The sequence below is a fragment of the Actinomadura sp. J1-007 genome (assembly GCF_009793335.1).
GTDB classification, from domain to species: domain Bacteria; phylum Actinomycetota; class Actinomycetes; order Streptosporangiales; family Streptosporangiaceae; genus Spirillospora; species Spirillospora yumaensis.
This window is the reverse complement of record NZ_WING01000003.1, coordinates 1,152,053-1,171,713: the sequence shown is the minus strand read 5'-3', so window position 1 is coordinate 1,171,713 and position 19,661 is coordinate 1,152,053. Positions and strand designations below refer to the sequence as shown.

The window sequence follows — 19,661 nt, the reverse complement described above, 5'->3', positions numbered from 1 at the left end:
CGGGGCCGGGGCCGGTGCGTCGGCGGGACGGCTCAGTTGGCGGTGCGGTCGCCCAGCGCGGCGCGGCGCTGGACGTTGCGGGCCAGGCGGAGGAGGTCCTCCGCGACCTCGTCGGGGTGCTGGGCGTGCAGGTCGTGGTCGCCGCCGACGTACTCGCGGACGGTCGCGTCGGGCAGCGCGGCCACGGCCGGCTCGACGTACGAGCGGACGCGTTCGAAGAGCGGCTCCCACCGCCGGTTCGGCTTCGGGACGGCCGGCATCAGCAGGGTCGGGACGGTGATGGCGGGATACCACTGCGCGGGCGGGTCGTCCCAGATGCTGCGCAGGATCGCGTTGCGCTGCGTCGGGGACAGGCGCGGCGTCAGCGCGCCGTCCTCGTGCACCCGCAGCGAGTGCAGCGACGCCTCGACGGCCTCTGCCGACCAGTCGGGGTAGACGGCGCGCTGGTAGTCGCGCATGGCGTCGAGGGTCGCCCCGTTCAGGTCGACCTCCGACATCGTCAGCAGCCCGGCGAACTGCTCCCACGAGTCGCACACGACGCTCGCGTGCGCCCACCCGCCCTCGATCAGCGCCAGGCCCGCGACCAGGCCCGGACGCCGGGCGGCCAGCCGCAGCGACACCAGGGCGCCCCACGAGTGCCCGGCGACGACCGCGCGGGTCACGCCGAGGGCGTCCGCGACCGCCGCGATGTCGGCGGCGGCGGTCTCGTTGCCGTAGTCGTCGTCGGCGGGGTCGGAGTCGCCGTGGCCGCGCTGGTCCACCGCGTACACCGGGTGGCCCTCGGCGGCGAGCCGGTCCGCGACCAGGTCCCACATCCGGGCGTTGGAGTCCAGGCCGTGCAGGAGCAGGAACGGCGGTCCGCCCGTGCCCTCCCGGTGCCTGACGTGCAGCTTCACCGCGTCGCCCAGCGGTACGGAAATGTCCATGTGAAAGTCGTCCCGAGAGTAGTCCGCCGGAGTGCGGCGCGGAGGAAACGATGTGCCGGAGGGCCCCGCGGCGCGGGGGCGCCCGCGTCAGGCGGGGCCGTGCCGGGCCGCCAGCCTCTCCAGCTCCGGAACCAGCCCGTTCGGGGTCGGCTGGTCGAGCACCTCCCTCCTGATCCGCTCGGCGCCCGCCCGGAACGACGGGTCGTCCAGCAGCCGCGCCAGGCTCTCCCGGACCTTCGGCCCGGTCACCTCGTCCGGCGGGATCGACAGCCCGGCGCCGGTCTCGGCGAGGTAGGCGCGCTTGTGGAGGGCGTCGGGCACCTTGGTGATGAGGAGCTGCGGCGTCCCGGCCAGCAGCGCGTTGTAGAACGTCCCGGCGCCGCCGTGGTGGATCATCGCCGCGCAGGTCGGCAGGACCGCGTGGAACGGCGCGAACTCCACGATCCGCGTGTTCCGGGGAACGCGGTCCAGCTTCTCGCGGAACGCCGTGGGCAGCGTCAGCACCAGCTCCATGTCGAGGCCGGCGACCGAGTCGAGCACCTCCTGCACCCGCTCGATCGACATGACCTGGAGCTCCTGCCAGTCGCTCATCGACACGCCGAGCGTCATCAGGACGCGGGGCGCGGGCGGCGGCTCGTTCAGCCAGTCCGGGATCACGGCGGGGCCGTTGTACGGGACGTAGCGCAGGTTGAGGTGGCTCGCGCCGTAGTCCCCGCCGAACGAGGGCGGGAACTGGTCGATCGTGGCGTGCGCGTTGACGAGCGTCTCGGAGTACTCGTAGCCGAACTTCTCCGTCCACGAGCCGAGCCACTCCGCCAGCGGGTCGCGCCGCCGTTCCGGCGGCTGCTGCGCCATCGTCCAGAGGAAGCCGCTGCGGAGCTGGAAGCTCAGATCCACGGTGAACGTCACGCGCGCGTGCGCAGCGCCGACCGCGCCCGCGGCGACGGGCCCGCGAGGGTGAGGGCGTCCCAGACGACGAGCCGGGGCCGCCACGACCGGCTGAACGCCACCAGGTCGTCGAACAGCGTGTCGTTCGCGATCCTGGCCCCTCGGCACGGCGACGGTCTCGTAGAGCCAGACCATGTCCTCCCAGGAGAGCTTCGCCCGCGGGTCGCCGATGGCACCGCCCGCCTGCCCGCCGCTGCCGGAGGGCTTCGGCGCGGTGGACGTCGCGCCGCCGAGGGCGCCCGCCAGCCGCCCCATGTCGAGCGGCGGCAGCGTCCCGTCCTCCTCCGCGCGCCGCGCCCGGTCCCGGATCGGCTCGTCCGAGCCGACCGGCACGGCCGTCAGCCCGGACCGGGTGACGGTGTCGACCAGCTCGGGCTCGCAGGCGACGCGCACGTCGTGCCCGGCGGTCTGGAGCGACCAGGCCAGCGGCACGAGGTTGAAGAAATGCGTGTGCCAGGTCGGCGTGACGAACAGGACGCGCACGGCCACCGTCTCCTTCGGGGGGAATGGGCTGTCACGGTCACCGGCCGGGCTTGCGCGCCGACGTGATGACGTAGTCCCGCGCCGCCGCCCGCGCCTCCACCTGCCTCAGGTGGTAGCGGATGGTGTTCCTCGGCTGGAACGACCGGTAGCGGGGGTCGCGGAGGAGCCGCGCGCAGTGCGCCCGCGCGAACACGGCGTTGGCCGCGATCGTCCTGTCGGTGACGTCCCGCACGTCGACGTCCACGAACCCGGCCTCGGCGAGCCGTGCGGCGTAGACCGAGCGCGGGTACCAGTTCGCGTCCGGGATGATGCGCCTGCGCCGCACCTCGTCCAGCCGCAGCACCAGGCCGCCCTTGCCGCCCGGCGCCTCGCGCGGCAGCGGGTCGGTCGTCGCGAGGACGCCGCCGGGCCGCAGCACCCGGAACGCCTCCCGGAAGAACACCTGCCGGGTGTTGAAGTGCGCGGACGACTCCAGCGCCACGACCCGGTCGAACGAGCCGTCCTCGAACGGCAGCGAGGTCGCCGACCCGACGCGCAGGTCGAGCCGGTCGTCCAGGTCCAGCTCCCGGGTGCGGCGCCGCGCGGCGTCCACCTGGCCCGGGGTGATGTTCAGGCCGACGATCTCCTTCGGCTCGCGGGTCCGCAGCCAGTGGAAGTCCTGCTCGCCGAAGCCGAAGCCGACGTCCAGGACGCGGTCCCCGGCGGTGATGCCGGCCGCCTCGCCGAGCCGCTCCGCGAGCGCGACGCACGCGGCGTCGTGGTCGGTGCAGCCCGGCTCCCAGTAGCCGTAGTTGAGGTAGCCGTTCTCGATGCCGAGCAGGTTCGGCGCGCCGCCGCTGGAGAGCCGTTCGAGGAGCCGGTACATCGAGCGCACCCACTTCTCGGTGAACGGCGAGGAGCCCCGCGTCCCGGCCGGGCCCGGCCCGGTCCGGGGGCCGTCGCCGCGGCCCTCACTGATCGTTCCGCCGGTCATCGTCAGCCTTCCGCTCTGTCGGGTCCGCCGGGGCCGTGCTCCGCGCGACCGCCCGCGGACGGCGCGTCCGCGGACGGCGGCCCGAGCGTCACGGGCAGCCGGGCGAGCTGGTGGGTGATGGGGATCTGGTCCCGTTCCAGCCGGTCCGGCGGCACGGCGAGCGCCAGCTCCGGGAACCGGGTGAACAGCGCCGAGAACGCGACCTCGGCCTCCTGGTTCGCGAGCGCCGCGCCCAGGCAGTAGTGCGGCCCGCGCGCGTACGCGAGGTGCTGCGCGTCGGCGGCGCCGCACGGCCGCTCGACGTCCAGCCGGTCCCCGTCCGGGAACCGGCGCGGGTCGCGGTTGGCCGAGCCCAGCACGAGCTGGACGCGTTCCCCCTGCCGGATCAGCGTGTCGCCGATCGTGACGTCCTGCGTCGCGTACCGCAGCTTCGCGATGACGACGGGGCTGCCCCAGCGCAGCAGCTCCTGCACCGCGCCGGGCATCAGCGCCGGGTCCTCGCGCAGCCGCGCGAGCTGGCCGGGGTGCGCGAGCAGCGCCGCGATGCCGTTGCCGAGCATGTGCGACGTCGTGGTGTGCCCGGCGATCATCAGGGTGAGCACCATGGTCACCAGCTCGGCGTCCGACAGCCTGCCGCCGCCGTCGTGCGCGCCGGTGAGGGCGGTGAGCAGGTCGTCGGCGGGCTCGGCGCGGCGCCGCTCGACCAGCTCGCGGATGTGCGCGTTCATCTCCGTGACGATCTCGCCGAGCCGCCGCGGCGTGGAGTCGCCGAACCGGCGGCTCCAGGCGTGCCACCGCGGCCGGTCCTCCTCGGGGACGCCGAGCAGCTCGCAGATGACGCTGACCGGCAGCGGGTAGGCGAAGTGCTCGATCAGGTCGACGACGCCGTCCACCGCCCGGTCCGGCAGGGTGTCCAGCAGCTCGCCGGTGATGGCCTCCACCCGCGGCCTCAGCCGCGCGATCCGCCGCGGGGTGAACGCCCGCGCCACCAGCCCGCGCAGCCGCGTGTGGTCGGGCGGGTCGAGGTAGACCAGGTTCCCGGCGAGGTAGGGGACGACGTCCTCGGGGATCCCCACCGTCCGCGCCAGGAACTCGGCGTGCTCGTCGGTCCGGCCCGGCAGCGACCCGGCGTTGCTGGCGAACCGCCGGTCCAGCAGGACGGCGGACACGTCGTCGTGCCGGGTGACGATCCACACCGGGCCGCCGTCCCACAGCCGCCCCCGGGCGACCGGGGCCTCCTCCCTGATGCGGCCGAACGCGCCGTAGGGGTCGGCCACCAGTTCGGGGTCGCTCAGCACGTGCTCGCCGGACGTGCGCGGGCCGGTCGTGCGCTCGGCGGTCATCCAGGGTCTCCTTCGGACGTCGTTGCCGGACCGGGGCGCGCGGCGACCCGGCGTGCCGCTACCGCGCGGCGCCGTCCCCGGACTCGGCGAGCAGCTCGGCCATGAACCGGCCGAGGTGCACCGGCGTCGGGTGCTCGATCACCGCGACGAGGGGGATCTCGATGCCGGTGAGCGACATCAGGTTGCGGGTCAGCTCCAGCGCCTTCAGCGACGTGAGCCCCTTTTCCAGGAAGTTGCTGTCGAGGTCGATGACGGACTGGTCGAGAACGGCGGCGGCCTGCTCGCGGACCGTTTCTCCCAAGATCCGCTCGCGTTCCGGCGGACCGGCGGCGGCAAGCTTCTCCTGGAGTTCGGTGCCGTCGAGAACGGCCTGTCCGTCGCTGTCGTTGGTCGCTTGCTGGTGCATGCGTGCTGTCCCGTCCTGTCGTTGTCGAAGCCGGCCCGCGGCGCCTCGTACCGCCGTCGGCGGGCGGCGCCGCCGTTCCGGCCCGGGTCGTCGCGAGCCTCCCGACCCACTGTGGGGCCGCCCTCTAAAGGCACGCCAAATAGGCCGCCCGCCAGCGCGCACACCCCATTCCGCGGACCCGCGAAGGGCTTTAGCCCCGCATTAACGGAACGGCGGAACATTGAGCGGCGGGGTGAAGTGAGCCTGGAGCCCCGCCGGACGCCGAAACGCTCAGGAGGAGTGTCATGACATCCCAATCGGCTGCGCCGGCGACGGCCGGCCAGATGTCCGACTACTACAGCGCGATGGGCGCGCTGCTACAGATGGCGTGGGGGGACAACTTCCATTTCGGCTACTGGGACGGGCCCTCCGACACGGCCACGATCGACGAGGCCACCGACCGGTTCACCGACATGCTCACCGAACGGCTCCGCGTCGGCCCCGGCGACCGGGTGCTGGACCTCGGCTGCGGCGTCGGCAAGCCCGCGCTGCGCATCGCGGCGAGGACCGGGGCGAGCGTCGTCGGCGTCACCATCAACGCCCGGCACGTCGAGCTGGCCACCGAGCGCGCCCGCGCCGAGGGCCGCGCCGACCAGGTGAGCTTCCGGCACGCCGACGCCATGGACCTGCCGTTCGAGGACGGCTCGTTCGACGCCGTGCTGGCGTTCGAGTCGATCATCCACATGGACCGGCCGACCGTGCTGCGGGAGGTCGAGCGGGTCCTGGTCCCCGGCGGGCGGCTCGCGCTCACCGACCTCACCCCGCTCACCGACGAGTCGAACACCCCGAAGTCGTTCCGCAGCCTCATGGGCGCCTCGCCCGGGGACGAGAGCCCCTCCGGGCAGGGCGGCGACCCCGACATCGCCACGCTCATCTCCGCCGGCGCCTGGCCCGGCCTGCTCAGCGACGCCTCCCTCACGCTCGACGAGCTGAACGACGTCACCGAGCACACGCAGGGCACGTTCATCCGGCTGTTCGAGAACTTCTTCAAGTACCGCCGCGAGTTCGAGCGCGAGCACGGGATCACCGTGGAGCAGGTCCTCGACTCGGCCAAGTCGGGGGCGCCCACGGACGGCGTCGGCTGCCTCGTCGTCGCCGCGCACAAGCCCTGACGCGTCGTCCCGCCCGGCCGCACGCGCGCGGAGGCCGGAGGCCGGTCATCACCGGCCTCCGGCCTCCGCGCGTCCGGCCCGTTCGGCCCTTCACGGGGCGGGCGCGCGAAGGCCCCGCGGCCCTTGGGGCACGCGGGGCGAACGGAGCGGGCGGAGCGCCGGTGTCAGGTGCGGGACGCCGCCCTCAGGCGGGCTCGCCGAGGACCACGGGGACGCGGACGAGCTGCCGGGTCAGCGGGATCGGCCTCCACTCCAGCTCCTCCGGCGCGACGGCGAGCGCGAGGTCCGGGTAGCGGCCGAACAGCGCCGACAGCGCCACCTCGATCTCCTGGTTCGCCAGCCCCGCGCCGAGGCAGTAGTGCGCGCCGCGCGAGTAGCCGAGGTGCTGCACGCCGCCGTCCACGGGCCGGGTGACGTCCAGCAGGTCCGGGGCGGGGAACCGGCGCGGGTCCCGGTTGGCCGACCCCAGCACGAGCTGGACGCGGTCCCCCTGCCTGATCACGGTGTCGCCGAACGCGATGTCCTCCGCCGCGTACCGCAGCATGGCGACGATGCCGGGCCCGCACAGGCGGACCAGCTCGTGCACCGCGCCCGGCCACAGGCCCGGGTCGGCGCGCAGCAGCGCGAGCTGGTCCGGGCGGGCCGCGAGCGCCACGGCCCCGTTCGCGACGAGCTGCGGGGTCGGGAGCTGCGAGGCGATCATCAGGGTGAGCACCATGGCGACCAGCTCGGTGTGCGAGAGCAGGCCGCCGTCGTCGTCGTGGGTGCGGATGAGCGCGCTCACCAGGTCGTCGGCGGGCTCGGCGCGGCGGCGGCCGACCAGCTCGCGCAGGTGCGCGCTCATGTCGGCGAGCATGCGGTTCAGCCGCGCCGGGTCCATGCTGACGTAGTCGTCGCTCCACCCGCGCCACAGCGGCCGGTCCTCCTCGGGCACGCCGAGCAGCTCGCAGATCACGGTGATCGGCAGCGGGTACGCGAAATGCTCGATCAGCTCGACCGCGCCGCCCTCCGCGCGGCCGGGCAGCGCGTCCAGCAGCTCGCGGGCGATGTCCTCCACGCGCGGCCTGAGCCGCGCCACCCGCCGCGCGGTGAACGCCCGCGAGAGCAGCTTGCGCAGCCGCGCGTGGCTCTCCGGGTCCGTCCGCACGAGGTCCCCGGCGAGGTACGGGACGAGCTCCTCGGCGACGCCGATCGCGCGCAGCGCGGCACGGTAGTCGTCGGGGCAGCCCGGCACCGCCGAGGAGTTCGTGGCGAGGCGCCGGTCCATCAGCAGCGCGCTGACGTCCTCGTGCCGCGTCACGATCCAGACCGGCCGGCCGTCCCATGAGCCCTGGACGATCGGGGCCTGCTCGCGGATGCGGCCGAACCCGCTGTACGGGTCGACCATCAGCTCGTGCCAGGTCAGCGCGTAGTCGTCCGTGGTCATCGGGGTCCTCCTTCGGATGCGTACGCCGCGACCGGCGCGCCGTCCGCTGGGGGCGGCTCCTGGAGCCAGAAGCGCCGGCGCTGGAAGGCGTACGTGGGCAGGGGAACGGCGCGCGGGCGCGGCCCGCCGCCGAAGAGGGCGGCCCATCCGACCGTCGCGCCGGAGGTGTGGAGCCGAGCGAGGGCCTCGACCAGGCCGCGGCCGACGGCACGTCCGTCGCCGGGAACGAGCCGTTCGGCAGAACGCGGCGCGTCCGGGAAGGGCTCGGGGCCGAAGTCCAGGAACGCGCCCGCCTCAGCGAACGGCGCGGAGCCCGCGTCGAGCACCGGAACGGTCGGCTTCCCGCCCGTCAGCGCGAGGGCGTCGGAGCCGGGGGCGTCGCGCTGGGCGACGAGGCGGCAGGCGTCCGGCAGGTCGAGCGCGCCCGCGAGGTGCGCGGCGGAGACCTCCCCGACGCCGCGGCCGACCACCGCGCCCGGCCGGAGCTCCGCCGCGAGCAGCAGGCGCGCCAGGGCGACGTGCAGCGCGAAGGTCGCGGCGTCCCCGCCGAGCGCCCCGCCGAACCGTTCGCTCACCTCGTCGTGAGCGGCGGCGAACGCGGGGAAACGTTCGCGGAGGGCGGTGGTCGCCTGCGCGGCCCGTTCGGCGGAGCCGCCGAACGCCCACGTACCGGCGTCGGAGTCCGCGTCGGGACCGGCGGTCGCTCCGGTGCCGCCGATCACGTTCTCGTGGGGCGTGCCGTTCGCGAGGGCGTGCAGCCCGGCGAGCAGCTCCGCGCGGTGCGCGCCCACGACGACCGCGCGGTCCTCGAATACCGAACGGGTCGCGGCGAGCGACCACGCGACGTCCTCCGGCGCGAGGTCCGGGTCGTTCCCGACGTGCGCGGCCAGCGCCGCCGCCTGCGCCCGCAGCGCCGCCGCGCCGCGCGCCGACACCGGCCAGGCCAGCGTCCCGCCCGGAGGCGGGGAGGGGGGCCGGGGCTCGGGCGGCTCGGGCGGCGGCTCCTCCAGGATCACGTGCGCGTTCGTCCCGGAGTTGCCGAACGCCGACACCCCGGCGCGGCGCGGGCGACCGCCGCGCGGCCACGGCGTCGGCTCGGTGACCAGCCGCACCGCGCCCGCCCGCCAGCTCACCAGCGGGGTCGGGCGGTCGATGTTCAGGGTGGCGGGCAGCGTCGCGTGCCGCATCGCCAGCACCGCCTTGATCACGCTCGCCATCCCGGCCGCGGCCTGGGAGTGGCCGATGTTCGGCTTGACCGTGCCGAGCCACAGCGGCCGGTCCGCCGGGCGGTCCTGGCCGTACACCGACAGGACGGCCTGCGCCTCGATCGCGTCGCCGATCGCGGTGCCCGTGCCGTGCGCCTCGACCACGTCCACGTCCGCCGGGGACAGCCGCGCGTCGGCGAGGGCCTCGCGCATGAGCCGCTGCCGGCCGGGGCCGTGCGGCGCGGCCATGCCGCTCACCGCGCCGTCCTGGTTGACGGCCGTGCCGCGCACGAGCGCGAGGACGCGGTGGCCGTTGCGCCGCGCGTCCGCCAGCCGCTCCAGCAGGACGAGCCCGGCGCCCTCGCCCCACACCATGCCGTCGGACGCCGCCGCGAACGGCTTGCAGCGCGCGTCGGGCGCGAGCTGCCGCTGGCTGGACGACAGCAGGAACGTGCTCGGCGTGTACATCACGGCGGCGCCGCCCGCGAGCGCGAGGTCGCACTCGCCGTCGCGGAGCGCCCGCGACGCCAGGTGCATCGCGGTGAGCGAGGAGGAGCACGCGCTGTCCAGCGCGACCGCGGGCCCGACCAGGCCGAGCGTGAACGCCACGCGGCCCGGCGCGCCGCCGCCCGCGTTGCCGGTGCCGAGGTAGGGCATCAGCGCGGCGGGGACCCGCCTCAGCCGGGTGCCGTAGTCGTGCAGCGCGACCCCCGCGTACACGGCGGTGGCGCTGCCGCGCAGCGTCCGCGGGTCGATGCCCGCGCTCTCCACGGCCTCCCACGCGGTCTCCAGCAGCAGCCGCTGCTGCGGCTCGATCGCCTCGGCCTCCTCGTCCCCGATCCCGAAGAACGCCGCGTCGAAGTCGGCGGCGTCGTCGAGGAACCCGCCGCCGCGCGCGTAGGTCGTGCCGTGGTGGTCCGGGTCGGGGTGGAACAGGGCGTCCAGGTCCCAGCCGCGGTCGGCGGGGAAGCCGGTGACGGCCTCGCGCCCCTCCGCGAGCAGGTCCCAGAACCGGTCCGGCGTCCGCGCGCCGCCGGGGAAGCGGCACGCCATCCCGACGACGGCGACCGGCTCGCGCCCGGCGTCCTCGGCCCGCCGCAGCCGCCGCCTCGCCTCATGCAGCTCGGCGGTCGTCCACCTCAGGTACTCGACGAGCTCCGCCTCCCGCCCCGCGCCGCCGCCCGCGCTACCGCCCGCGCCGTTGCCCGCGCCGTTGCCCGTGCGGGCGTCCGCGCCGCCGTTCGCGGGGGAGCGCGGCGCGCCGCCGGAGGTGGGGTCGGTCACCGGGGGACGCTCCTCACGCCCGCGACGGCGCGCCGGTCCAGGTTCACGAGCGCGAGCTCGTGCCGCCGCAGCGGCGGCTCGCCCAGCTCGGGGAGCAGCCGCGCCCCCTGCATCAGCGACATGAACCGCGCCGTGCCGAGCTCCGACTGCGGGACGGTCATGCTCATCACGTCCGTCACCGCGTCGCTCACGTCGGCGGAGCGGATCGCCATCGTCGCGACCATGTCGGCGAAGCCCCGCATGACCGCCGCGCCGCCGTTCAGCCGCGGGTCCTCGGCGTGGTTGCGGCAGTGCACGAACTCGATGTCCTTGGACGTCGCCATGATCCACGGGTCGTCGGCGGCGGCGCTGATCCGCTCCTGCGCCGCCCGCGCCGCGCCCGGCCCGAACGGCTCGGCGAGCCGTTCGTCGAGGACGCGGGCGGCGCGCGCGGCGGCGCTCATCCCGTGCCCGTAGATCGGGTTGAACGCGGCGAGCGAGTCGCCGAGGACGACCAGCCCGTCCGGCCACGTCGCCGCCCGCTCCGGGTACAGCCGCCGGTTCGCGCCGATGTGCGAGGCGAACACCGGCGTCAGCGGCTCGGCCCCGGCGACGAGGTCGGCCACGATCGGGTCGCGCAGCGTCCGCGCGTACGGCAGGAAGTCCTCGTCGCGGGTGGGCAGCTCCCCGCCGCGCGTGCACGACAGCGTCACCATCCACCGGCCGCCCTCCTGCGGGTACACCACGCCGAACCGGCCCGGCCTGCGGACCCGGTGGTCGGCGGCGACGTTGATCGCGGGGAACCCGGCGGTCGCGCCGTCCGGCGCCCGGAACGTCCGCGTCGCGTAGGCGATGCCCGCGTCCACGACGTCCTCGGCGAGCGGCGGCAGGCCGAGCGCGGCGAGCCAGTGCTTCAGGCGCGAGCCCCGGCCGGTGGCGTCCACGACGAGGTCGGCTTCGAGGAGCTCGCGCGCGCCGTCGCGGGCGCCGCGCACGTGGACGCCGGTGACGCGCTTCGCGCCGCCCGCCAGCTCGACGGCCTCGGTGCCCTCCCGCAGCGTGATCCGCTCGTCCGCGAGGATCCGGTCGCGGACGATCCAGTCCAGCAGCGGGCGCCCGCACATGATGGCGTACTGCCGCGGCGGGAACCGGTGCTGCCACCCGTGCGAGGTCAGCGTCACCAGGTCCTCGTGGAACCCGATCCTGCGGGCGCCGGCGGCGAGCAGCCGTTCGGCGGTCCCCGGCAGCAGCTCCTCGACGATGCGGGCGCCGCCCGACCACAGCACGTGGACGTGCCGCGCCTGGGGCAGCCCCCTGCGGTGCTCCGGCCCGCGTGGCAGCACGTCGCGTTCCACCACGGTGACGGCTTCCAGGTGCCGGGCCAGCACGTGGGCGGCGAGCATCCCCGCCCAGCTTCCCCCGAGCACGATCGCGCGTCCGGATCTCGTCACGTTCCCGTCCCTCCATGCACGGCCGGCCGCCCGGCCGGCGCCGCTGCGCCCGCCGCTCAGGAGGAGCCGGCGCGGGCCTCGCTCAACCGCACGTTCTCGATGAGGCGCTCCGTCACGGCCAGCGAGTGCGCCACCCCGGTGAGCCGCGGCGCGTCGGGCAGCGAGACGTCGGTGATGCCCCAGTACGCCTTGAGGCTGCGGGTCAGGCCGTTCCCGTCCACCTCCGAGACGCCGATGACCTGGTACCGCATGTTCGACGGGTACGAGGTCGTCACGACGGACGGCGCCACGACCGTCCGGCCGTCCAGCGCCAGGACGGGCCGCCCCGGCACCTCGTGCACCTTGCACTCGATGGCCCACGCGATGTTCTGGCGGATCGCCGCCTTGCCCCGCACCGGCGGCGAGCCCACCGGGTCCTCGAAGACGATGTCGTCGGTGAACAGCTCCATCACGCCGTCCAGGTCGCCGGCGTTGATGCGCCGCGCGTACTCCAGGGGCGCGTTCTTCCTGACCGCGTCATCCGTCCCGGCCTCGGCCGCCCCCCAGAACGCCCTGAGCTCCTCGATGAGCCCGCCGGCTCCGACGCGCAGCATCAGAACGTACTCGCGCTCGATGGAACGGACGCCGCCCGGCCCCGCCGCCGGGCCGTCCAGGGTGGCGCTGACGGGCACCAGCGCGTGCACGCCGTCCTGGGAGGCGACCGGCTCGCCGGGCACCTCGCGGGCGTTCGCCTCCACGGCCCGCGCGAAGTGCGCCCGCAGCTCCTCGCGGCCGGCGCGCTCGCCCCCGCCGACCGGGTCCTCGAACCGGACGTCCTCCGCGTACAGGTCGAGGAGCCCGCCGACGTCCCCGGCGTTGAGCCGCCGGCAGTGCTCCAGGATGATGCGCTTGCGCGCGCTCTCGTCGGTCAGCATCGGCTGCCCCTTCCGGCCGTGGCCGTCGTCGGTTCCCGGTCCCGGACGCTCATCCGGAGGCGGTCTCGGCGCCCACGGCCGCGCGCGGGCTCAGGTTCACGAGGGCGAGCTCGTCCGGGCTCAGCGGCGGCTCGGTGAGCTCCGGGCGCATCGGGTCGCTGCCGAGCAGCGCCATGAACCGGCTGGAGCCGAGCTCGGACTGCGGGACGGCCAGGCTGGCGGCGTCGGTCACCATCTCGCTCACGCCCGGCGACCGCAGCGAGCGGACCGTGATGACGTCGGCGAAGCGGCGCCGCGCGTCGGCCTCGCCCAGCAGCCGCGGGTCGGTCGCCGTGCTGCGGCAGCCGACGTACTCGATGTCGCGGGCCGCCGCGATGATCCACGGGTCGTCCACCGCCGCGCACACGTCCCGCTGCGCCGCCGCGACCGCCCCGGCGCCGAGGCCCTCCTCCGCGAGGCGCTCGTCCAGCGCCGCGATGCCGCGCGCGGCGGCGCTCATCCCGTGCCCGTAGATCGGGTTGAACACCGCGAGCGCGTCGCCGAGGACGACCAGCCGGTCCGGCCAGCCCGCGAGCCGTTCGGGGTACAGCCGCCGGTTCGCGCCGAAGTGCGAGACGACCAGCGGGGTCAGCGGCTCGGCGCGGGCGATGAGGTCGGCGACGAGCGGGTCGCGCAGCGTCCGCGCGTACTCGTTGAACTCCGCGTCGTCGGTCGGCAGCCGCACGCCCCGCGTCCCGGCGAGCGTGACCATCCACGTGCCGTCCTCCTGCGGGTGGACGACCCCGAAGCGGCCCGGCTCCCGCACCCGCGGGTCGGGCGCGAGGTTGACCGGCGGGAAGCCCGCCGCCGCGCCGGGCGGCGCCTGGTAGATCCGCGAGCAGTACGCCATGCCCGCGTCGACGACGTCCTCCTCCAGCGGCGGCAGCCCGAGCGCCCCGAGCCAGTGCTTGAGCCGGGACCCGCGGCCGGTCGCGTCCACCACCAGGTCCGCCGTCAGCGACGACGCGGCCCCGGTCGCCACGTCGCGGACGTGCACGCCGGTGATCCGGTCGCGGTCGCCCGCGAGGTCGAGCGCCTCGGTCCGCTGCCGCACCTCGACCCGTCCCGACGCCGCCACCTGCTCGCGCACCGCCCAGTCCATCAGCGGGCGGCTGCACATCACGCAGTACTGCTTCGACGGGAACCGGTGCTGCCAGCCGTGCGAGGTCAGCGTCACCAGGTCCCGCTGGAACATGATCCGGCGCGCGCCCAGCGAGAGCAGCCGGTCGATCGTCCCCGGCAGCAGCGCGTCCACGACCCGCGCGCCGCTCGACCACAGGATGTGCCCGTGGCGGGCCTGCGGCTGCCCCTTGCGCTGCCGGGGCCCCTCGGGCAGGACGTCGCGCTCCAGGACGGTGACGGCGTCGAAGCGGCGGGAGAGCGCCTGCGCGGCGAGCATCCCCGCCCAGCCGCCGCCCAGGACGATCGCGTGCTCGGATCTGGTCATGGTCACCCTCTCGTCGTCGCGCCGGAGCGACGCGGCGTCGTCCCTGTGATGATTGCCGTGCCTGCTTAAGCGGCCCTAGCGCCGGTTCCGGCCGAGGTCGTGGTCGATGAAGGCGAGCAGCTCGTCCACCGTGGCGGTCCCGATCCGCTCGGCGCCCATGCCGGACGGCTCGGCGGACGGCTCGCCGGACGGGCCGTCGGGCGCGCCGCCGGGGTGGTCGTCCAGCCTGGCGAGCATGGTCTGGAGGCGTCGCCGCAGTGCCGTCCGCACGCTCGCGTCGCCGTTCACGGCCGCGCCGGCGGGGGAGGCGGCGGCCATCGCGTTGTCCATGCGTTCGAGGCGGGCGAGCAGCGAGGCCGGCGTGCCGTCCTCGTCCGGGTCCGGTCCGCGCGGGGCCAGCTCAGCGTGCAGGTGCTCCGCGAGCGCGGCCGGGCTCGGGTGGTCGAAGACGGCGGTGGTGGGGACGGCCAGCCCGGTCGCGCCGGCGAGCCGTCCCGCGAGGTCGGTCGCGGTGATCGAGTCGAAGCCCATCTCCGAGAACCCGCGCCCGACCGGGACGAGCCCCGGATCGGCGTGGCCGAGGACCGCGGCGGCGTTCGTGCGGACCAGGTCGAGGAGCAGGGGGCCGCGCTGGTCGGCGGGCGCCGCCGCGAGGCGTTCGGCGAGGGACGCCGCGCCCCGGCCGGTGGCCGCGCTCGGCCGCGCCGGGGTCCGTCCGGCGAGGGCGCGCAGAGGAGCGGGCGGCGCGTCGGCTTCGGTGGCGTGCGCGGACGCGAGTGCCCGGACGTCCAGATTCGCGGCGACCAGTCGGGGGGTGGGGCTGTGGCGGGCCGTTTCCAGCAGGGCAAGCGCATGCTCGGCGGTCAGGGCTCCGACGCCCGGCGCGGCGGCGGACGGTCGCGCGGTGTCGTCCAGCCAAGGCCCCCAGGCGATCGACAGCGCCGTTCGCCCAGCCGCTCGGCGGTGGGCGGCCAACGCGTCGTTGAACGCCCCGGCCGCATCGCCGCCGGACGCGCCGAGCGTGGCGGCGGCCGAGGAGAACAGGACGAACGCCTCCAGCGGCAGATCGGCGGTCGCCGCGTGCAGGGCGTACGCCGTCGCGATCCCGTCCGTACGTGCCTCGTCCGGCGGGCACGCGGCGTGGACGACGGCGGCCAGCGGGCGCGCCTCGTCGATCGCGGCGACCACGTCGGCGACGGCGGACGCGTCGGTGAGGTCGCACGCGGCCACGCGGACGTCCGCGCCCAGCGCGGCGGCGCGCTCCGCCGCGTCCCGCACGCCCGGCGACTCGTGGCCGGGGCCGGGGCCGTCCGGGCGGAGCAGCAGCAGGTGCTTGGCCTGCCACGCGCGGACGGCGTGCTCGGCGACCAGCGCCCCGCGCGGACCGCCGTCGAGGGTGATCAGCACGGTCCCGTCCACGGCGAACGGACCGTCCGCCCTGGTGGCTCGCGGCCCGGGGGACGCCGCGCGCGCCAGGCGCGGCACGAGGACCTGCGCCGAACGGATCGCGACCTGCGGTTCGTGCTGCGCGAGCGCGGCCGCCACCGCCTCGCGGAGCCGCGCCTCCTCGGGGTCACTGTCGGTGTCGAGCAGAACGAACCGGTCCGGGCGCTCGGCCTGCGCGCTGTGCACCACGCCCCACACGGCGGCGTCGGCGAGGCTCGGAACGTCGCGTTCGCCGCCGTCCACGCTGACGGCTCCTCGGGTGACCACGACCAGGCGGGAGCCGGACAGGCGCGGCTCGGCCAGCCAGTCCCGCACCAGCGTGGAGGCGGCCTCCGCGGCCCGCCGCGCATCGCCACCGGAGGCGGTGGGCGCGCGGGTGAGAACGACCGGCGGGGCGGGAGCGCCGGGATCGGCGTCGAGCGCGGTGCGCAGCGCGTCCAGCTCGATGTAACGCCCTGAGGCGTCCTCGGTCGGCGCGGGCGCGGGCGTCCAGTCCAGCGTGAACAGGCCGTCCGTCCGCCCGCCGCCGGACGCACGGAGGTCTTCGACGGCGACCGGCTCCAGCGTCACCGAGCCGACCGTCAGCACGGGCGCTCCGGCCGGATCGGTCAGCGTCACGCGTACGCGCCGCGCGTTCCGGCCAGGGTCCCCGGTGGGGGACAGGCGTACTCGTACCGTGGTCGCCTCCGACGCCCACAGCGCCACGTCGTTCCATGCACTGGGCAGCCACACGTCGTCTTCGCGGGCCCGCGCGTCGTCCGGGACGTCCAGGAGCGCCGGGCGGAGCGCCGCTTCGAGCAGTACCGGATGGAGGCCGTAGCCGTCGTGACCACCGGCCTCGTCCGGCAGGGCCACCTCGGCGAGCAGGTCGGAGCCGTCGCGCCAGACCGCGCGGATCCCGTCGAACGCGGGGCCGTCCTCGTAGCCCGCCGCGACGGTGCGCTGACGGAGGCCGTCGAGGTCCACTGGTACGGCCTCGGGTGGTGGCCACGCGCGTGCCCGTTCGTCCTCGGGAGCCGGGGCGGCCGGGCCGGGTGCCGGCGGGGCGAGCGTGCCGTGCGCGTGGCACGTCCAGGCGGGATCATCGGCGGTACGGGGGCCGTGGTCGGGGCGGGAATGCACGCGTACGTCGCGGCGCCCGTCCTCCCGGGCCGCCCCCACGGTCACCTGCACGCGCGGGCCCCGGCCCCGCGCGGGCGGGACGAGCGGATCGCGGACCACCAGCTCTTCCACGCCGCCGCACCCCGCCTCGTCGGCCGCCAGCAGAGCCCACTCCACCAGCGCGGACGAGGGAACGATCGGCAGCCCCGCGACGGCATGCCCTGTCGTCCATGCCGCGCCGTTCGCGGAGATGGTGCCGTTCAGCGCCAGCCCGCCATCGGCCAGCTCGACCGCCGCCGCGAAGAACGGGTGACGGACGCGCCGCGCCCCGGCGGCGGACACGTCGCCCGCGCCGCCGCCCGCGTCGCCCAGCCAGTAGCGCTCGCGCTGGAACGCGTAGGTGGGGAGGCGGACGGTCTCCGGCGCGGAGCCGTCGGGGAAGCAGGCCGTCCAGTCGACGTCGGTCCCGGCGATGTGGAGCCGGGCCAGGGCCCGAACGAACGCGTGCGCGTCGGGCTGCCTGGAGCTGAGGGTGGCGACCGTGCGCGGGGCGGGGCCGTCCGGGCGGACGTGTTCCAGCGTGCGGCGCGCGGCGGCGGTGAGGGTCGAGTCGGGGCCGAGCTCCACGAACGTCCCGGCGTCCGGCGCGACGTGCGCGACGGCGGGGTGGAAGCGCACCGGCCGGCGGATGTGCTCGGCCCAGTACCCCGGGGTGGCGATGCGCTCGTCGGCGGGCTCGCCGGTGAGGTTGCTGATCAGCGGAACGGCCGGCGGCCGGTACGCGAGGTCGCGGACGGCCTCCTCGAACGGGGCGAGCACGGGCTCCATCAGCGGCGAGTGGAAGGCGTGGCTGACGGTCAGCGCCCGGGTCTTCCGCCCGCGCTCCGCCCACGCCTCCGCGATCTCCGCGACGGGTCCGGCGGCGCCCGAGATGACGGTGTTGCCGGGCGTGTTGAGGGCCGCGACGGCGACCCGCCCGCCGTGCGCGTCCAGGTCGGGGGACAGCTCCTCCGGGGTGGCGGCGACGGTCGCCATGGCCCCGCCCTCGGGCAGCCGCCCCATGAGCGTCGCGCGCGCGGCGACCAGCCGGCACGCGTCCGGCAGGTCGAACACCCCGGCGACGTGGGCGGCGGCGATCTCGCCGATCGAGTGGCCGATCACGACGTCGGGCCGCACCCCGGCCGCGCCGAGCAGCCGGGCCAGCGCGACGTGCAGCGCGAACAGCCCGGCCTGGGCGTAGGTGGTGTGGTCGAGCGCGCCGGACCGGTCGGCGAACACCACGTCCCGCACCGGACGGTCGAGATGCTCGTCCAGCAGCGCGCAGACCTCGTCGAACGCGGCGGCGAACGCCGGGAACCGCTCGTACAGCCCGGCGCCCATGCCGGGCCGCTGGCTGCCCTGCCCGCTGAACAGGAACACCGTCTTCCCGGCGGCCGTGCCCGTACCGGCCTCGCCCGCGCCCGCGACGACGACGCCGGGGTGGGCGTCGCCGCGCGCCAGCGCCTCCGTCGCGGCGAGCAGCTCGCCGCGGCCCTCGCCGACGACGACGGCGCGGTGCTCGAACGCCGTACGGGTCGTGGCGAGCGCCAGGCCGACCGCGGCCGGAGACTCCAGCGGCGCACCGGCCGCGTGGTCGGCCAGCGCGCTGGCCTGCGCCCGCAACGCGTCCTCGCCGCGCGCGGACAGCACCCACGGGAGCACCCCCTCCCCGGCGTCGGGCGGCGCGGTCGTCGCGGGCTCCGGGTCTTCCGGGGGCGGGGCCTCCTCCAGGACGAGGTGGGCGTTGGTGCCGGAGATGCCGAAGGACGACACCCCGGCGCGGCGGGGCCGTTCGCCGCGCGGCCACGGGACCGGCTCGGTGAGCAGGCTGACCGCGCCCGCCTCCCAGTCGACGTGCGGGTTCGGCTCGTCGATGTGCAGGGACGCGGGCAGCAGGTCGTTCCGCATCGCCATCACCATCTTGATGACCCCGGCGACGCCCGCCGCCGCCTGGGTGTGGCCGATGTTCGACTTGAGCGACCCGAGCCTCAGCGGCCGTTCCGCCGGTCGGTTCCGCCCGTACGCGGCGAGAACCGCCTGCGCCTCGATCGGGTCGCCGAGGGTCGTCCCAGTGCCGTGCGCCTCGACCGCGTCCACGTCGGCGGGCGACAGCCCGGCGGCGGCGAGCGCCCGCCGGATGACGCGCTGCTGGGACGGCCCGCTCGGCGCGGTCAGTCCGTTGCTGGCGCCGTCCTGGTTGACGGCAGAGCCGCGGATCACCGCGAGGACGCGGCGGCCGTTGCGGCGGGCGTCCGACAGCCGTTCCAGCAGCAGCAGGCCCGCGCCCTCGGCGAGACTCGTCCCGTCGGCCGAGGCCGCGAACGTCTTGCAGCGGCCGTCGGCGGCGAGGCCCCGCTGCCGCGTGAACTCCAGGAACAGCCCCGGCGTCGCCATCACCGTCACGCCGCCCGCCAGCGCGAGGGAGCATTCGCCCTGCCGCAGCGCGCGCGCCGCGAGGTGGGCGGCGACCAGCGACGACGAGCAGGCCGTGTCGACCGTGACGGCCGGCCCCTCCAGCCCGAACGTGTACGCCAGCCGCCCCGACACCGCGCTGCCCGCGTTGCCCGTGGCGAGATGCCCCTCCACCTCGGCGGCCGTCCCGCCCGCGAGGGCCAGGTAGTCCTGCGAGGCGATGCCCGCGAACACGCCGGTGTCGCTGCCGCGCAGGGCGTCGCGCCGCAGCCCGGCGTCCTCGAACGTCTCCCACGCCGTCTCCAGCAGCAGCCGCTGCTGCGGGTCCATGCCGAGCGCCTCGCGCGGGCTGATCCCGAAGAACGCGGCGTCGAAGCGCGGCGCGTCGTGCAGGAACCCGCCCTCCAGGGTGTGGCACGTCCCCGGGCCGCCGCCGGGCGCGCCGAGCTCCTCCAGCGGCCACCCGCGGTCCTCGGGGAACGCGGAGATCGCGTCCGCGCCGTCCGCGACGAGCCGCCACAGGTCGTCCGCGCCGCGCACGCCGCCGGGGAAGCGGCACGCCATCCCGACGATCGCGATCGGCTCCCGCGCCCGGTCCCGTTCCTCCCGCAGCTCCCGCCGGACCTGCCTCAGGTCGGCGGTGGCGTGCTTGAGGTAGCGGCGCAGCTTCTCGTCGTTCGTCATCGCC

11 protein-coding genes and 2 pseudogenes are annotated in these 19,661 nt (G+C 76.0%); 1 reads left to right on the top strand and 12 read right to left on the bottom strand.

Features of this window, described 5'->3' with window-relative positions:
* Nucleotides 1-32 precede the first annotated feature (32 nt).
* The 6 genes and pseudogenes from GEV43_RS46540 to GEV43_RS46520 form a co-directional block, all read right to left on the bottom strand.
* Entirely contained in the window at nt 33-926 is an 894-nt protein-coding gene (locus GEV43_RS46540; RefSeq protein ID WP_160826937.1) for an alpha/beta fold hydrolase, read from the bottom strand.
* Nucleotides 927-1,013: 87 nt separating this feature from the next.
* Nucleotides 1,014-1,936: pseudogene (locus GEV43_RS54465) on the bottom strand (nucleotide disphospho-sugar-binding domain-containing protein).
* A gap of 244 nt (nt 1,937-2,180) precedes the next feature.
* Nucleotides 2,181-2,306: pseudogene (locus GEV43_RS56910) on the bottom strand (hypothetical protein); the annotation flags it as partial.
* Nucleotides 2,307-2,394: 88 nt separating this feature from the next.
* Nucleotides 2,395-3,330: a class I SAM-dependent methyltransferase gene (locus tag GEV43_RS46530; protein WP_160826935.1), complete on the bottom strand. Its 936-nt coding sequence runs from the start codon at nt 3,328-3,330 to the stop codon at nt 2,395-2,397.
* Between the two features lie 2 nt (nt 3,331-3,332).
* Nucleotides 3,333-4,673 carry a cytochrome P450 gene (locus tag GEV43_RS46525; protein ID WP_160826934.1) on the bottom strand — a complete coding sequence of 447 codons (1,341 nt, stop codon included), beginning with the start codon at nt 4,671-4,673 and terminating at the stop codon, nt 3,333-3,335.
* Between the two features lie 58 nt (nt 4,674-4,731).
* A complete protein-coding gene (locus GEV43_RS46520) occupies nt 4,732-5,079 on the bottom strand; it encodes an acyl carrier protein (protein ID WP_160826933.1) in 348 nt (115 codons plus the stop codon).
* 284 nt (nt 5,080-5,363) lie between these two features.
* Here GEV43_RS46520 and GEV43_RS46515 point away from each other — a divergent pair, with 284 nt between their 5' ends.
* Nucleotides 5,364-6,230 carry a cyclopropane-fatty-acyl-phospholipid synthase family protein gene (locus tag GEV43_RS46515; protein ID WP_160826932.1) on the top strand — a complete coding sequence of 289 codons (867 nt, stop codon included), beginning with the start codon at nt 5,364-5,366 and terminating at the stop codon, nt 6,228-6,230.
* A gap of 184 nt (nt 6,231-6,414) precedes the next feature.
* On the opposite strand, the gene GEV43_RS46510 is transcribed toward GEV43_RS46515, so the two are convergent.
* From GEV43_RS46510 to GEV43_RS54460, 6 genes are all read right to left on the bottom strand, one after another.
* Entirely contained in the window at nt 6,415-7,656 is a 1,242-nt protein-coding gene (locus GEV43_RS46510) for a cytochrome P450 (protein ID WP_160826931.1), read from the bottom strand.
* Nucleotides 7,653-10,145: a type I polyketide synthase gene (locus GEV43_RS55800; protein WP_160826930.1), complete on the bottom strand. Its 2,493-nt coding sequence runs from the start codon at nt 10,143-10,145 to the stop codon at nt 7,653-7,655. Before GEV43_RS55800 ends, GEV43_RS46510 begins: the two co-directional genes overlap by 4 nt.
* On the bottom strand, nt 10,142-11,575 hold the full coding sequence (locus tag GEV43_RS55795; RefSeq protein ID WP_206681761.1) for an NAD(P)/FAD-dependent oxidoreductase: 1,434 nt from the start codon (nt 11,573-11,575) through the stop codon (nt 10,142-10,144). Before GEV43_RS55795 ends, GEV43_RS55800 begins: the two co-directional genes overlap by 4 nt.
* Before the next feature lie 56 nt (nt 11,576-11,631).
* A complete protein-coding gene (locus GEV43_RS48975; RefSeq protein WP_206681760.1) occupies nt 11,632-12,489 on the bottom strand; it encodes a nuclear transport factor 2 family protein in 858 nt (285 codons plus the stop codon).
* Between the two features lie 49 nt (nt 12,490-12,538).
* Nucleotides 12,539-13,975, bottom strand: a complete 1,437-nt coding sequence (locus tag GEV43_RS46490; RefSeq protein ID WP_160826929.1) for an NAD(P)/FAD-dependent oxidoreductase — start codon at nt 13,973-13,975, stop codon at nt 12,539-12,541.
* Nucleotides 13,976-14,050: 75 nt separating this feature from the next.
* Nucleotides 14,051-19,657, bottom strand: coding sequence for a type I polyketide synthase (locus GEV43_RS54460; protein ID WP_160826928.1), 5,607 nt, complete (start codon nt 19,655-19,657; stop codon nt 14,051-14,053).
* Nucleotides 19,658-19,661: the final 4 nt, after the last annotated feature.

Coding starts and splice junctions, on each gene's coding strand:
- GEV43_RS46540 (WP_160826937.1), bottom strand. CDS start 926: ATGGACATTTCCGTACCGCTGGGCGACGCGGTGAAGCTGCACGTCAGG.
- GEV43_RS46530 (WP_160826935.1), bottom strand. CDS start 3,330: ATGACCGGCGGAACGATCAGTGAGGGCCGCGGCGACGGCCCCCGGACC.
- GEV43_RS46525 (WP_160826934.1), bottom strand. CDS start 4,673: ATGACCGCCGAGCGCACGACCGGCCCGCGCACGTCCGGCGAGCACGTG.
- GEV43_RS46520 (WP_160826933.1), bottom strand. CDS start 5,079: ATGCACCAGCAAGCGACCAACGACAGCGACGGACAGGCCGTTCTCGAC.
- GEV43_RS46515 (WP_160826932.1), top strand. CDS start 5,364: ATGACATCCCAATCGGCTGCGCCGGCGACGGCCGGCCAGATGTCCGAC.
- GEV43_RS46510 (WP_160826931.1), bottom strand. CDS start 7,656: ATGACCACGGACGACTACGCGCTGACCTGGCACGAGCTGATGGTCGAC.
- GEV43_RS48975 (WP_206681760.1), bottom strand. CDS start 12,489: ATGCTGACCGACGAGAGCGCGCGCAAGCGCATCATCCTGGAGCACTGC.
- GEV43_RS46490 (WP_160826929.1), bottom strand. CDS start 13,975: ATGACCAGATCCGAGCACGCGATCGTCCTGGGCGGCGGCTGGGCGGGG.
- GEV43_RS54460 (WP_160826928.1), bottom strand. CDS start 19,657: ATGACGAACGACGAGAAGCTGCGCCGCTACCTCAAGCACGCCACCGCC.